Consider the following 13,478-nt stretch of genomic DNA (forward strand, 5'->3'; position numbering starts at 1 on the left):
GCATGGCTCCGAAGACTGCGTTCAGCAAGCACACGGCTGCCCGCACCGTCTCGCGGGCTCGCCGTCACCGCCGCGTCCGCAAGTTCGTCGTCGGTACGGCCGAGCGTCCGCGCCTGGTCGTCAACCGCTCGACCCGTCACATGTTCGTCCAGATCGTGGACGACTCCGTCGGCCACACGCTGGTGAGCGCCTCCACCATGGACGCCTCGCTGCGCACGCTCGAGGCCGACAAGACGGAGAAGGCCAAGAAGGTCGGCGAGCTCCTCGCTCAGCGGGCCAAGGAAGCCGGGATCACCAAGGTCGTCTTCGACCGCGGTGGCAACCGCTACGCCGGTCGCATCGCGGCCCTGGCGGACAGCGCCCGCGAAGGCGGGCTGGAATTCTGATGGCAACTGAGAAGAGGAACCACTGATGGCTGCAGCTCCGCGTCGCGGTGGCGGCACCGGTGGCGAGCGGCGGGACCGTCGTGACGATCGCCGCGGTGGCGCCGCCGACAAGGGCGTCTCGTACATCGAGCGCGTAGTGAAGATCAACCGAGTGGCCAAGGTCGTGAAGGGTGGTCGTCGCTTCAGCTTCACCGCCCTCGTCGTCGTCGGTGACGGCAACGGCCTGGTCGGCGTCGGTTACGGCAAGGCCAAGGAAGTCCCCGCGGCCATCGCCAAGGGCGTCGAAGAGGCCAAGAAGCACTTCTTCAAGGTGCCCCGCATCCAGGGCACCATCCCGCACACCGTGCAGGGCGAGGAGGCGGCCGGTGTCGTCTTCCTGCGTCCGGCGTCGGCCGGTACCGGCGTCATCGCCGGTGGCCCGGTGCGCGCGGTCCTGGAGTGCGCCGGCATCCATGACGTGCTGTCCAAGTCGCTCGGCTCGGACAACCCGATCAACATCGTGCACGCCACCGTGGCGGCTCTGAAGGGCCTTTCCCGCCCCGAGGAGATCGCCGCCCGCCGTGGCCTGCCGATCGAGGACGTGGCTCCGGCCCGCATGCTCAAGGCTCAGCGCGAGGGCATCGCCGAGGCCGCGGCCGCGAAGGCGGTGAGCTAGTCATGGCACGCCTGAAGATCACTCAGGTTCGCTCGAAGATCGGTGGCAAGCAGAACCAGCGTGACTCGCTGCGTTCGCTTGGCCTGAAGCGAATCGGCGATGTCGTCGTCAAGGAGGACCGTCCCGAGATTCGCGGGATGGTGTCCGTGGTGACGCACCTCGTCGAGGTGGAAGAGGTCGACTAGTCATGACTGACAAGGCTCCGCTCAAGATTCACGACCTGCGTCCTGCCCCGGGTGCCAACAAGTCCAAGATCCGCAAGGGTCGCGGCGAGGCGTCCAAGGGCAAGACGGCCGGTCGCGGCACCAAGGGCAGCCACGCCCGTACCACGGTTCCCCTCGGCTTCGAGGGTGGCCAGGTGCCGCTGCAGAGGCGTCTGCCGAAGCTCAAGGGCTTCTCCAACGCCCTGTTCAAGACGACCTACCAGGTCGTCAACCTGGACAGGCTCGGCGAGCTGTTCCCCGAGGGTGGCGACGTCACCGTCGAGGCCCTGGTGGCCAAGGGCGCCGTTCGCAAGAACCAGCTCGTGAAGGTGCTCGGCACCGGCGAGATCTCCGTCGCTGTGAACGTTACGGCTCACGCCTTCTCGTCCGCCGCGAAGGAGAAGATCGCCGCCGCCGGTGGTTCCGTTACCGAGCTGTAGCTCCGCTATGACGAGGCGTGGGGGTTCCGACAATGGGCCCCCACGCCCTTAGTGCGTTAGAGTTCGGCGAGACGGCAGGATTCTGTCCGGCTCGTTTGACTTGAGACTTGACATGGCAGATCCCCGCACCACCGCATACTCACATCGCCATAAAGGCGCGCAGGAGGGACCGTGCTGACCGCGTTTACCCGGGCGTTCCGGACACCGGACCTGCGCAAGAAGTTGCTCTTCACCCTGGGCATCATCGCGCTGTTCCGTCTCGGCTCGGTTCTTCCGACTCCGGGAGTTCACGTCCAGAACCTCGCGGCCTGTTTCGACCAGGCCCGTAACGGAGCCACCGGCAACATCTACGGGATGGTGCAGCTGTTCAGTGGTGGTGCGCTCCTGAAGCTGTCGGTGTTCGCGCTGGGCATTATGCCGTATATCACCGCGAGCATCATTCTCCAGCTGCTCGTCGTGGTGATTCCACGTCTTGAGGCTCTCAAGAAGGAGGGCCAGGCGGGTCAGGCCAAGATCACGCAGTATACGCGTTATCTGACCATCGGCCTCGGCGTCCTCCAGTCGACCGCCTTCATCGCGCTCGCGCGGTCCGGCCAGCTGTTCCCCAACTGCCAGCAGGACGTCCTGCTCGACCCCGACAACATCTTCGGCATCGTCACGATGGTCATCATCATGACGGCCGGCACGTCGGTGATCATGTGGCTCGGTGAGCTCATCACCGACCGCGGCGTCGGCAACGGCATGTCCATCCTGATCTTCACCCAGGTCGTCGCGGTCTTCCCGTCCGAGCTGACCAACATCTTCCAGGCGAACAAGTTCACCTTCGCGGTCGTCATGGTCGTCGGTGTCTTCATGATCGCGGCCGTGGTCTTCGTCGAGCAGGCGCAGCGCCGCATCCCGGTCCAGTACGCCAAGCGCATGGTGGGCCGCAGGATGTACGGCGGCACCTCGACGTACATCCCGCTGAAGGTCAACCAGGCCGGCATCATCCCGGTCATCTTCGCCTCGTCGCTGCTCTACCTGCCGCAGCTGCTGACCTCGCTCTTCCCGACGTCGAACAACGCGGTCGTGCAGTGGATCTCCCAGTACCTGGTCAGGGGTGACCACCCGGTCTACATGATCACGTTCTTCGTGCTGATCGTCTTCTTCACGTACTTCTACGTGTCGATTACGTTCAACCCCGCTGAAGTCGCCGACAACATGAAGAAGTACGGTGGGTTCATTCCGGGCATCCGTCCCGGCCGTCCGACGGCTGAATACCTGAACTTCGTGCTCACCCGTCTGACCGCGCCCGGCGCGCTCTATCTGGGTCTGATCTCCATGATCCCGATCGTCGCGCTGGCGGTGGCCGGGGCTAGCCAGAACTTCCCGTTCGGAGGGACGAGCATTCTGATCATGGTTGGTGTCGGCCTGGACACGGTGAAGCAGATCGAGAGCCAGCTCCAGCAGCGTAACTACGAAGGTTTCCTGCGGTAGTGCGTCTCGTTCTCGTCGGGCCCCCCGGAGCGGGTAAGGGGACACAGGCCCAGTACATCGCATCGAACCTGTCCATCCCGAAGATCTCGACAGGTGACATCTTCCGTGCCAACGTCTCGGGCGGCACGGACCTCGGCAAGCTGGCCAAAACCTACATGGACCGTGGCGATCTCGTGCCCGACGAGGTCACCATCGCCATGGTCCGCGACCGACTGTCCGAGGACGACGCGCAGGACGGCTTCCTGCTCGACGGCTTCCCGAGGAACGTCGCGCAGGCGGAGATCCTGCGCGACATGCTCAAGGACTGGGGTCTGGAGCTCGACCTGGTGCTGGAGCTGGTCGTGGACGACGACGAGGTCGTCCGGCGGCTGGCGGGGCGGCGCACGTGCAGTCAGTGCGGCCGTATCTGGCACGTGGAGTTCGACGACAAGAAGGACGACAAGTGCGACGCCTGCGGCGGCGCGCTGTTCCAGCGGGACGACGACAAGGAAGAGACCGTCAGGCACCGCCTGGAGGTCTACCAGGAGCAGACCGCGCCGCTGGTCTCGTACTACGTCGACGAGGGCATCCTCGTGGGCGTCGACGCGACCGGGCCGGTCGAAGAGGTGACGCAGCGGGCCATGGAGGCGATCCGCCCGTACCTGGGATGACGCCGGACACGATCTCCTGCGAAGGTGGCACGGATATCCGTGCCACCTTGCTTTTTTGTGTGCGGCTATTGTGGGGGAATTAGGGCTCCCACGAGGCCCGTCAGAAACCCCGGGGGGTGCCGAACAATGTTCAAGAGAAACCGACACGGAATCCAGATCAAGTCGCCCGAGCAGCTGGAGAAGATGCGGGCCGCCGGCCTGGTGGTCGGGCGCACGCTCGATCTGCTGAGGCGCTCCGTCGAGCCCGGCATGACGCCGCTCGACCTCGACTCCATCGCCGAGAAGGCGATCAGGGACGAGGGCGCGATCCCGTCGTTCAAGGGCTACCAGGGCTTCCCCGCGACGATCTGCGCGTCCGTCAACGACGAGGTGGTCCACGGCATCCCCACGGACGCCCGCAAGCTGCGCGAGGGCGACGTCATCTCCATCGACTGCGGCGCGATCCTGGAGGGCTGGCACGGCGACTCCGCCGTCACGGTGCCGGTCGGCGAGGTCGACCCGAAGCTGACCGAGCTGATGCGGGTCACCGAGGAGGCCATGTGGCGCGGCATCGCCGCGCTGAAGGTCGGCCGCCACCTGTCCGACATCGGCTACGAGATCGAGCGCTACGTCAAGTCCCAGGGCCGCTTCGGCATCCCCCAGGAGTACGGCGGCCACGGCATCGGCACCGAGATGCACATGGACCCGTGGATCGCCAACCACGGCAAGCCGGGCCGGGGCCCGCTGCTGGAGGAGGGCATGTGCCTGGCCATCGAGCCCATGGTGAACCTCGGCACCGAGCGCACCCGCGTGCTGTCCGACGACTGGACGGTCGTGACGATCGACGGGAAGGCCTCTGCGCACTTCGAACACAGCGTCGCGGTGACACATAATGGACCTTGGGTGCTTACCGCCCTGGACGGTGGCGAAGAGCGCCTGAGTCACCTTCAGCCCTGACCCCCGGGAGTGGTGGAATGGCGAACAGCCCCGAGATGCGTGCCTCGGACGTCGACCGCGACCGGGTCGCCGCCATCCTCCGGGAGCACACCGCGCAGGGCCGCATCACGATGGACGAGTTCAACGAGCGGCTCGAGGAGCTCTACAAGAGCAAGACCTACGGTGACCTGGCCAAGCTGACGGCCGACCTGCCCGACGTCGACCTGCGCCACCGGCCGGCCAAGCCCGAGGCGGTGCCCGCGACGCGCGGCAACCTGCATCCGGGCATGCGGGCGGCCTGGGGCGCCTGGGCCGCGGCCAGCGCCGTCAACTGGGTGATCTGGCTGATCGTGAGCGTCTCGTCCGGCCACATGATCTATCCGTGGCCGCTGTGGGTCATGGGGCCCTGGGGCGCGATCCTGCTGATGAGCACCATCTTCGGGAACGGGCCGAAGCGCAGTTAGCCCGGAGCCTTATGTGGCGTAATGCACTGTGTGTATTCCTCCGCAGTGCGTGACGGCGCCGGTTCCTAGCGTGTGCCGTGTCAGGAACACGACTCACGGAGGAATCAGATGCGCAAGGTCCTCGCAGCCGCCGCCCTCGCCGGCTCGATCGCCGTCACCGGTCTCGCCGTCGCCCCGGCCGCCCAGGCGGCCTCGTCCGGAGGGTGGGGCACGTTCTACTCGGGCAACCACAAGGCGTCCACGCACGGGAGCACGTACCGGTCGCACGGCAAGGTCTACACCCACTGGTACGGCAAGGAGTCCACGCCGAGGTTGGGCTACGTGTGGTTCCGGTACCACGCGAACGGAAGCTGGCACCAGTTCTCCACGAAGTGGGACGGGAGCCACGACGAGACCTGGTCCGGCCGGGGGATCAAGAAGATCTACACCTGGACGTGCTGGGGCGGCCCGGCTACGTACTGCGGTGACCGGCACCGCGTCTACTAGCGGCACCCCGCGAAGGGCTCGCCGGTCCGCCCGGCGGGCTCTTCGGCGTGTGGACGAAGGAGTGCGGGCCGTGGGGTAGACTCTTACATGGTTGTGTCAGGACACCTGGCACGCGTTTCGCGTTTTGGGCTCAGGTGTCGTACACTCCTTAGTCGGCTCACTATGACTTACACGCGTCGGCGGTCTTTGCCGATCGCCGCTCTCTTCGAAGCGTGAGGTCGCGGCTGCTTAGTGAACCGGAGCCTCAGACGACCGATCAGTGAAACGCGAGGGATTTTGGCCAAGAAAGACGGCGCCATCGAGATCGAGGGCACTGTGGTTGAGTCGCTCCCGAACGCCATGTTCCGGGTGCAGCTCGACAACGGCCATAAGGTCCTGGCCCACATCAGCGGACGGATGCGGATGCACTACATCCGAATTCTGCCGGACGACAGGGTAGTCGTTGAACTGAGCCCCTACGACCTGAGTCGCGGGCGGATCGTCTACCGATACAAGTAAGACGTCTGAGGAACACGAAGGACAATGAAGGTAAAGCCGAGCGTCAAGAAGATCTGCGACAAGTGCAAGGTGATTCGCCGGCACGGTCGCGTCATGGTGATCTGCGACAACCTGCGCCACAAGCAGCGTCAGGGTTAGTCGTACGCAAGGTTTCTCCGAGTCCGCCCCGAATTAGGGAGCGGGCTCGACGCATGAGGAGCCCGCGACAGTAATCGCGTCTCACACCTGGGCAGGCGGAGCGATCCGGACCACTCAGGAGACCCCCGGTCGGAGGCCGGGGCCCTCACCCCGGGCATGGGGAGGGGTAGTGCGGCGCAAGACCTCCGCCCAAAAGAAGGAGAATGCCCGACCATGGCTCGCCTGGTTGGCGTCGACCTCCCCCGCGAGAAGCGGCTGGAGATCGCTCTCACCTACATCTACGGAATCGGCCGCACCCGCGCCCAGGAGATCCTCCAGGCGACCGGTGTCAGCGGCGACCTCCGCGTGCACCAGCTCTCCGACACCGAGCTCGTCCCGATGCGTGACTACATCGAGGCGAACTTCAAGATCGAGGGTGACCTGCGCCGCGAGGTCCAGGCCGACATCCGTCGCAAGATCGAAATCGGTTGCTACCAGGGCATCCGGCACCGCAAGGGCCTTCCGGTCCACGGTCAGCGCACGCAGACCAACGCGCGTACCCGTAAGGGCAAGAAGAAGACCGTCGCCGGTAAGAAGAAGCCCGGTAAGAAGTAGTCCACAGCCGCGGACCGAAGATCTCAGGAGTAATGGCAAACAATGCCTCCTAAGAGCCGTCAGGGTGCCCCGAAGAAGGTGCGCCGCAAGGAAAAGAAGAACGTCGCTCACGGGCACGCCCACATCAAGAGCACGTTCAACAACACGATCGTCTCGATCACCGACCCCAACGGGAACGTGATCTCCTGGGCCAGCGCCGGCCACGTGGGTTTCAAGGGCTCCCGTAAGTCCACCCCGTTCGCCGCTCAGATGGCCGCCGAGAACGCCGCCCGCCGCGCCATGGAGCACGGCATGCGCAAGGTCGACGTGTTCGTCAAGGGTCCCGGCTCCGGCCGTGAGACCGCGATCCGCTCCCTCCAGGCCACCGGCCTCGAGGTGGGTTCGATCCAGGACGTCACGCCGGTTCCGCACAACGGCTGCCGTCCGCCGAAGCGCCGCCGCGTCTGAATTTCCCCAGGAGATATTGAGAAATGGCTCGTTACACGGGCGCGGACTGCAAGCTCTGCCGTCGCGAGAAGACCAAGCTCTTCCTCAAGGGCAGCAAGTGCGAGTCCGCCAAGTGCCCCATCGAGATCCGTCCTTACCCGCCGGGTGAGCACGGCCGCGGACGCCCCAAGGAGTCCGAGTACCAGCTTCAGCTTCGCGAGAAGCAGAAGACCCGTCGCATCTACGGCGTCCTCGAGAAGCAGTTCCGCAACTACTACGAAGAGGCCGCGGGCAAGAGCGGCAAGTCGGGTGAGGTGCTGCTCCAGATCCTGGAGAGCCGTCTCGACAACGTCGTCTACCGCGCCGGCTTCGCCCAGTCGCGTGACGCCGCCCGCCAGCAGGTGCGCCACGGCCACATCCTGGTGAACGGCAAGAAGGTCGACATCCCGTCGTACCGCGTTCGCGAGCACGACATCATCGAGGTCCGCGAGAACAAGCGCAACCTGCTGCCCTACGAGGTCGCTCGGGCGACCGCGGGCGAGCGCACCGTTCCCGCGTGGCTCGGCGTCGTGCCGGAGAAGCTCCGCGTCCTGGTCCACCAGCTGCCGGTTCGCCAGCAGATCGACACCCAGGTCCAAGAGCAGCTCATCGTCGAGTACTACTCCAAGTAGTCACTGACGTCCTAGTTCGGGCACGGAAGACTGCTATACGCGGTTTTCCGTGCCCGAACTAGACTGTTTATCGGAGTGGCGTCATATAGCGGGCGTCACACGACAAGGGGAGAACCCACACCATGCTGATCGCTCAGCGCCCGACTCTTCTCGAAGAGTCGATCGACGAGACCCGGTCGCGGTTCGTCATCGAGCCGCTGGAGCCGGGCTTCGGCTACACCATCGGCAACTCGCTGCGTCGCACGCTGCTGTCGTCCATTCCGGGCGCGGCCGTGACGAGCATCCGCATCGAGGGCGTGCTGCACGAGTTCTCGACCGTTCCCGGGGTCAAGGAAGACGTCACCGACATCATCCTGAACCTCAAGGAGCTGGTCGTCTCCTCCGAGCACGACGAGCCGGTCGTGATGTACCTGCGCAAGCAGGGCCCGGGTGAGGTCACCGCCGCCGACATCGCGCCTCCGGCCGGTGTCGAGGTGCACAACCCCGAGCTGCGCATCGCCACGCTCAACGGCAAGGCGAAGCTGGAGATGGAGCTGACCGTCGAGCGCGGTCGCGGCTACGTCTCCGCCGCCCAGAACAAGCAGCCGGGCCAGGAGATCGGTCGCATCCCGATCGACTCGATCTACTCCCCGGTGCTCAAGGTCACCTACAAGGTCGAGGCGACCCGAGTCGAGCAGCGCACCGACTTCGACCGTCTCATCCTCGACGTCGAGACCAAGCCCGCCATGAAGCCCCGCGACGCGGTGGCCTCGGCCGGCAAGACCCTCGTCGAGCTCTTCGGCCTGGCCCGTGAGCTCAACGTCGAGGCCGAGGGCATCGACATCGGCCCGTCGCCGACCGACGCCGCCTTGGCCGCCGACCTGGCGCTGCCGATCGAGGAGCTGAACCTGACCGTTCGCTCCTACAACTGCCTCAAGCGCGAGGGCATCCACACCGTGGGTGAGCTCGTCGCCCGCAGCGAGCAGGACCTTCTCGACATAAGGAACTTCGGGGCCAAGTCGATCGAAGAGGTCAAGCAGAAGCTGCACGAGATGTCGCTGGCGCTCAAGGACTCCCCGCCCGGGTTCGACCCGAGCGCGGTGGCCGGCGGCGGCTACGACGACGACGACAGCGCGTACGTCGAGACCGAGCAGTACTGAGCCTCGTGCGGAGACCCGTCTCCGCACGTGCCCCGCACGCGCCGAGTGGCCCAGCCGCTCGGCGCGTGACGAACGTAACGGCCCAGTCGTGGTGACTGCGGCCGGCCCGACTCCGGTACCTGGTACGGCCGGGGCGGGTTAACCCAAGAGGAGAAAGCAATGCCCAAGCCCACCAAGGGTGCACGTCTTGGCGGCAGCCCGGCGCACGAGCGGCTGATCCTGGCGAACCTCGCCACGGACCTGTTCCGCCACGGCAAGATCCGTACGACGGTTGCCAAGGCCAAGCGCCTTCGCCCGCTGGCGGAGCGCCTGATCACCAAGGCGAAGAAGGGCGACATCCACAACCGTCGCCAGGTCCTGACCGTGGTCAAGGACAAGGGCGTGGTTCACCACCTGTTCACCGAGATCGCGGTGACGTTCGCCGAGCGTCCGGGTGGTTACACCCGGATCACCAAGGTCGGCGCGCGTAAGGGCGACAACGCTCCGATGGCCGTCATCGAGCTGGTGTCCGAGCCGCTGAACGGTGTCACCACCCGCCGTACCGAGGCTCCGGCCGCCGCTGCCGCTCCGGCTCCGGCCGCCGAGGAGACCGAGGCCGCCGAGACCGAGGCGCCCGAGGCCCCCGAGGCCGCCGCCGAGGAGACCCCGGCTGCCGCCGAGGAGGCTCCGGCCGCCGAGGCCGAGGCGAAGAAGGACGAGGCCTGATCTCTCAGGCTGGTTGAATCGGGCCCGGATCCCCTTCGCGGGGGTCCGGGCCCTTTTCCGTGAACGCGAAAGGGACGATCGTGCTACGGCTCCGCCTGGATCTGGCATACGACGGGACCGACTTCTCCGGATGGGCCAGGCAGCCCGGTCGCCGTACGGTCCAGGGTGAGATCGAACTGGCGCTCACCAGGATCCTGCGCCTGGGCGAGCCGGCCGCGCTGACCGTGGCCGGGCGTACGGACGCGGGCGTGCACGCGCGCGGCCAGGTGGCGCACGTGGACGTGCCGGCCGGATCCCTCGCCGAGCTCGACGGCAACCGCGGGCCCCTGGACGTCGATGAGCGGCTCTCTGCGCTCGTCCGGCGGCTGGGTGGGCTCCTGCCCCTGGATGTACGCGTTCATCGGGTCTCGGTGGCTTCTGAGGGCTTTGACGCCCGATTCTCCGCGATGTTCCGGCGGTACGCGTACCGGGTGTGCGACATAGCGGGCGGGGTCGATCCGCTGCGGCGGCACGAGGTGGTCTGGCACAGCCGTCCGCTGGACCTCGACGCCATGAACGAGGCGGCCCGGCGGCTGGTGGGCGAGCACGACTTCGCGGCGTTCTGCAAGAAGCGCGAGGGCGCCACGACGATCAGGGAGCTGCAGCGCCTGGAGTGGACGCGCGAGGCGGACGGCGTGCTGGTGGCCGCCGTCGTGGCCGACGCGTTCTGCCACTCGATGGTCCGGGCGCTGGTGGGCTCGCTGCTGGCCGCGGGCGACGGGCGACGGCCGGTGGAGTGGCCCGGCCAGGTGCTGACGCGGGCCGTACGGGACTCCGGGGTGCACGTCGCGCCCGCGCACGGGCTTTGCCTGGAGGAGGTCGGCTACCCGGCGGCGGACGAACTCGCCGCGCGGGCGGCCGCCACCCGGCGGGTCCGCACGCTCTCAGCCCTTGGTGACGCGGCGCTCCAGGACGAGTGAGGTCTGGTCCCTGAACGCCCCGCTGACCTTGGCCAGCGTCTTGTCGCCGGCGTCCGGGGTGTGGCCGTCGGCGTGGGTGGCGTAGCTGAACACGATGTACCTGCCCCACACCAGCCCGGCCGCGTAGCCGCCGGCGATGGACACCCGCTCGCCCCCGCTTCCCTTCGCACCTGGCAGCGCGCGGAACCAGACGTTGCGCGGCAGGTTCTTGGCCTGGTCGGTCTGGACGGCGTCCTCCTTGGTCGGCAGCACCGCGATGCCGGTGGTCACGGCGTAGCGGCGCTTGCTGTCGACGAAGGTGGCCCGGATGATCCGGCTGCACTTCCGCTCGCGCAGCGCGTCGGCGAACGCGCCGGTCGCCGCCTTGTCGCAGCTCGTCTCGGTGTCGGTCTTGACCCTGGTGAACGTCGTGCCGGCGGCGGAGACCTTCTTCTTCGGGAACGCCTCCGTCAGGGACATCTTCTTCGGGTCGGTCTCCTCCGAATTGAGCATCGACGCGCCCGGGACGTCGGCGGACGGGCTGGTGGTCAGCTCCGAGGTGGGCAGCAGCGTGGACGGGGCGGGGGTGGCGCCCGCGGTCGTGGCGGCCGGCGGGGCGGTGCTCAGCGCCCGGTAGGCGAAGAAGCCGCCGGTCGCGACCCCTGCCAGGGCCAGTGCGCCGAGGGTCACGAGCAGGGCTCGCTTGCTCTTGCCGCGGGCCGGGGGTGGCGGGGGTGGGATCTGGAACGGGGGCTGCCTGAAGGCGCCGGGTGGGAAGGTGGGCGTGCCGTGGGGCGGGGTGGGGAGGTCCAGGGCGGTGCCGGGCCGCTTCGTCCACAGGTCCTGGTTGAAGGGCAGGTCGGGGAGTTTCTCCTGGGTGGGGGACGGGTCCTGATGCGGCTCTGGTGAAGGCCGGGGTTCGGCCTGCTTGTCGTCCGGGTCCCGTTCCGTTGGGCGGGCGTTCTGGGCAGGCGCGTCGGGAGAGTGGCCGGTCGCGCGTTGCGTCGCCTCGTCGGGCCTGGCGTCCGGGTGCCTGTCCTCCGGGCGCTTCTCCTCTGGGCGCTTGTCCTCGGCCGGGGGCATGGGGGGCCATACGGGGACGTCGCCCGGCTCCGGGGGGCGGCCCGTCGGGTTGGTGGGGTGGGGCTCGACGTGGTGGGCCGTCCGCATGGGGCCGGTGGGCTCCTCGCGGGGGTCGGACGCGCGCATGCCCTGAGGCGGGGTGTCCAGGGCTGCCGGGTCGTGCTCCTCGTGCTCCTCGTGCTCGTCGCGGGGAGGGGCCGGGGTGGCGTGCTGCTGGACGGTGGCGGCGGCGTCGCGCTTGGCGGCCTCGGGGTCGAAGTAGTGGGCCGCCTTGGGGATGCCGCCCGGACGGGTGGCATCGGGGTCGTACGAAACGGCCTCGGGGGTGAAGCTTGCGGCCTCGGGGCTGAACCGCCCGGGCTCGGAACCGAACCGTACGGGGGCGGGGGCGTCGTGCGGCGCGGCGTCCGGGGTGTCGAGGGCGTCACCGGGGTACGGCGGGTGGCCGGGGTCGTACGGGGCCTCTTGGTCGTACGGCGCGTTCTGGTCGTACGGCGCGTCTTGGTCGTACGGCGCGGCGGGGTTGTACGGCGCGGCGGGGTCGTGAGGGAACGCCGGTGCTGTGGCGTTCGGGTCGGCGGGCACGCCGGTGGCGGCGGTACCGGCTGAGGCGGTGCCGGCCGCGGCGGTGGACGGGGTTCCCGGCGACGCTGTGGGCCGACCGGTCGTCGGGCCGGTCGGTGGCTCTGTGGGGCGGCCGGTCGACGGGCCCGTCGGCGGCTCTGCGGGCCGACCGGCCTTCGGGCTGGTCGGTGGATTCGCGGAGTGGCCGGTGGGCGTGCCGGGCGGTGGCTCTGCGGGGTGGCCGGTCGGCGTGCCGGGCGGTGCTGTCGGGTGGGTGGCCGGTGCGCCGGTGGGCGTGGTGGAGCGGCCGATCGGGGCGTCGGTCGGCTGGGTGGGGAACGGGGTGGGCCGGCGGTCGGCGGCTGCCGGGGGCGCGGGGTGACCGGCCTGAGTGGTGGGGAACCGGGCGGTGGGGTCGCCGAGCGCCCGGTCGCCAAAGGCCCGGTCGCCAAGAGCCCGGTCACCAGAGGCCCGGTCGCCGAGGGCCGGGTCGTCGGTGTCCGGCTCGGCTACGAGTTCCCCCGTGGCGGCTGGCCACGGGGGCATGGCGTGCGGGTCGGCGACCGGGGCGGGCCACACCTGAAGGCCCGCGGCGGCGGCCGTGAACGCCGGCGGCGGCTCCCACGGCGGCGCGCCCGGCACGACCGGCCCTGGCTGCTCCCACGGCGGCGTGCCCGGTACGGCTGACTGGCCCGGCCAGGCGGGAGGGTCTTCCTCCGGGACGGCGGCCCACTGGCCGGGGGCAGGGGTCCAGGAGGCGTCGTCCTCCGGCTGCGCGCCCCGCGTGGGGTTCTCCCCGGACTGCGGACCCCGACTGGCGTCGTTCTGGGGGTGCCGACTCCAGGGGGCGCCACCCTCCGGTTGCGGGCCCTGGGGGGCGTCGTTGTGGGGGTGCCGATTCCAGGAGGCGTCGTTCTCTGGCCGTGGGCCCATGGCGGGGTTGCCCCCTGGCCGCGGGCCCCAGTCGCCGTCGTTCTGGGGTTGTGGGCCCCAGGTGGCTTCGGTGGCGTTTCTGGGGGTCCAGGCTGCTTGGTCGGGGGGTTGGGG

General features: G+C 68.4%; 18 protein-coding genes. 17 read left to right on the forward strand and 1 reads right to left on the reverse strand.

Going from position 1 to position 13,478, the window contains the following annotated elements:
* Positions 1 to 2: 2 nt before the first annotated feature.
* The 17 genes from rplR to truA all read left to right on the forward strand — a co-directional run bounded on the left by rplR (position 3) and on the right by truA (position 10,805).
* On the forward strand, positions 3 to 386 hold the full coding sequence (gene rplR / locus ACIBQ8_RS45370) for a 50S ribosomal protein L18 (protein ID WP_125644663.1): 384 nt from the start codon (positions 3 to 5) through the stop codon (positions 384 to 386).
* 25 nt (positions 387 to 411) lie between these two features.
* The gene (rpsE, locus tag ACIBQ8_RS45375) at positions 412 to 1,041 is read left to right on the forward strand and encodes a 30S ribosomal protein S5 (protein ID WP_049572667.1); all 630 of its coding nucleotides are present in this window, start codon (positions 412 to 414) and stop codon (positions 1,039 to 1,041) included.
* Positions 1,042 to 1,043: 2 nt separating this feature from the next.
* On the forward strand, positions 1,044 to 1,226 hold the full coding sequence (rpmD, locus tag ACIBQ8_RS45380) for a 50S ribosomal protein L30 (RefSeq protein WP_080043226.1): 183 nt from the start codon (positions 1,044 to 1,046) through the stop codon (positions 1,224 to 1,226).
* A gap of 2 nt (positions 1,227 to 1,228) precedes the next feature.
* Positions 1,229 to 1,684, forward strand: a complete 456-nt coding sequence (rplO, locus tag ACIBQ8_RS45385) for a 50S ribosomal protein L15 (protein WP_352327492.1) — start codon at positions 1,229 to 1,231, stop codon at positions 1,682 to 1,684.
* A 171-nt stretch (positions 1,685 to 1,855) separates the two neighbouring features.
* Positions 1,856 to 3,160: a preprotein translocase subunit SecY gene (gene secY, locus ACIBQ8_RS45390; protein ID WP_352327493.1), complete on the forward strand. Its 1,305-nt coding sequence runs from the start codon at positions 1,856 to 1,858 to the stop codon at positions 3,158 to 3,160.
* Positions 3,160 to 3,810, forward strand: coding sequence for an adenylate kinase (locus ACIBQ8_RS45395; protein ID WP_352327494.1), 651 nt, complete (start codon positions 3,160 to 3,162; stop codon positions 3,808 to 3,810). Before secY ends, ACIBQ8_RS45395 begins: the two co-directional genes overlap by 1 nt.
* Positions 3,811 to 3,936: 126 nt before the next feature.
* A complete protein-coding gene (gene map / locus ACIBQ8_RS45400; RefSeq protein ID WP_397170689.1) occupies positions 3,937 to 4,746 on the forward strand; it encodes a type I methionyl aminopeptidase in 810 nt (269 codons plus the stop codon).
* 17 nt (positions 4,747 to 4,763) lie between these two features.
* A complete protein-coding gene (locus ACIBQ8_RS45405; RefSeq protein WP_357982764.1) occupies positions 4,764 to 5,189 on the forward strand; it encodes a DUF1707 domain-containing protein in 426 nt (141 codons plus the stop codon).
* Positions 5,190 to 5,297: 108 nt separating this feature from the next.
* Positions 5,298 to 5,675: a hypothetical protein gene (locus ACIBQ8_RS45410; RefSeq protein WP_397170687.1), complete on the forward strand. Its 378-nt coding sequence runs from the start codon at positions 5,298 to 5,300 to the stop codon at positions 5,673 to 5,675.
* 276 nt (positions 5,676 to 5,951) lie between these two features.
* Entirely contained in the window at positions 5,952 to 6,173 is a 222-nt protein-coding gene (gene infA, locus ACIBQ8_RS45415; protein ID WP_012887858.1) for a translation initiation factor IF-1, read from the forward strand.
* Positions 6,174 to 6,197: 24 nt separating this feature from the next.
* The gene (rpmJ, locus tag ACIBQ8_RS45420) at positions 6,198 to 6,311 is read left to right on the forward strand and encodes a 50S ribosomal protein L36 (protein WP_003956441.1); all 114 of its coding nucleotides are present in this window, start codon (positions 6,198 to 6,200) and stop codon (positions 6,309 to 6,311) included.
* Positions 6,312 to 6,524: 213 nt separating this feature from the next.
* Positions 6,525 to 6,905, forward strand: a complete 381-nt coding sequence (gene rpsM, locus ACIBQ8_RS45425) for a 30S ribosomal protein S13 (protein WP_125644650.1) — start codon at positions 6,525 to 6,527, stop codon at positions 6,903 to 6,905.
* Positions 6,906 to 6,947: 42 nt separating this feature from the next.
* Complete coding sequence (gene rpsK, locus ACIBQ8_RS45430) at positions 6,948 to 7,352, forward strand: 30S ribosomal protein S11 (RefSeq protein ID WP_020542285.1); 405 nt, start codon at positions 6,948 to 6,950, stop codon at positions 7,350 to 7,352.
* Between the two features lie 23 nt (positions 7,353 to 7,375).
* The gene (gene rpsD / locus ACIBQ8_RS45435; RefSeq protein ID WP_189652100.1) at positions 7,376 to 8,002 is read left to right on the forward strand and encodes a 30S ribosomal protein S4; all 627 of its coding nucleotides are present in this window, start codon (positions 7,376 to 7,378) and stop codon (positions 8,000 to 8,002) included.
* Between the two features lie 122 nt (positions 8,003 to 8,124).
* Entirely contained in the window at positions 8,125 to 9,141 is a 1,017-nt protein-coding gene (locus ACIBQ8_RS45440; RefSeq protein ID WP_043623495.1) for a DNA-directed RNA polymerase subunit alpha, read from the forward strand.
* 159 nt (positions 9,142 to 9,300) lie between these two features.
* Entirely contained in the window at positions 9,301 to 9,846 is a 546-nt protein-coding gene (rplQ, locus tag ACIBQ8_RS45445) for a 50S ribosomal protein L17 (protein WP_364389332.1), read from the forward strand.
* 80 nt (positions 9,847 to 9,926) lie between these two features.
* On the forward strand, positions 9,927 to 10,805 hold the full coding sequence (gene truA / locus ACIBQ8_RS45450; protein ID WP_397170685.1) for a tRNA pseudouridine(38-40) synthase TruA: 879 nt from the start codon (positions 9,927 to 9,929) through the stop codon (positions 10,803 to 10,805).
* Here the strand turns inward: truA and ACIBQ8_RS45455 are convergent.
* Entirely contained in the window at positions 10,770 to 13,364 is a 2,595-nt protein-coding gene (locus tag ACIBQ8_RS45455; protein ID WP_397195223.1) for a hypothetical protein, read from the reverse strand. The genes truA and ACIBQ8_RS45455 overlap by 36 nt on opposite strands.
* Positions 13,365 to 13,478 lie beyond the last annotated feature (114 nt).

Source organism: Nonomuraea sp. NPDC049646 (assembly GCF_044465525.1).
Lineage (GTDB): Bacteria > Actinomycetota > Actinomycetes > Streptosporangiales > Streptosporangiaceae > Nonomuraea.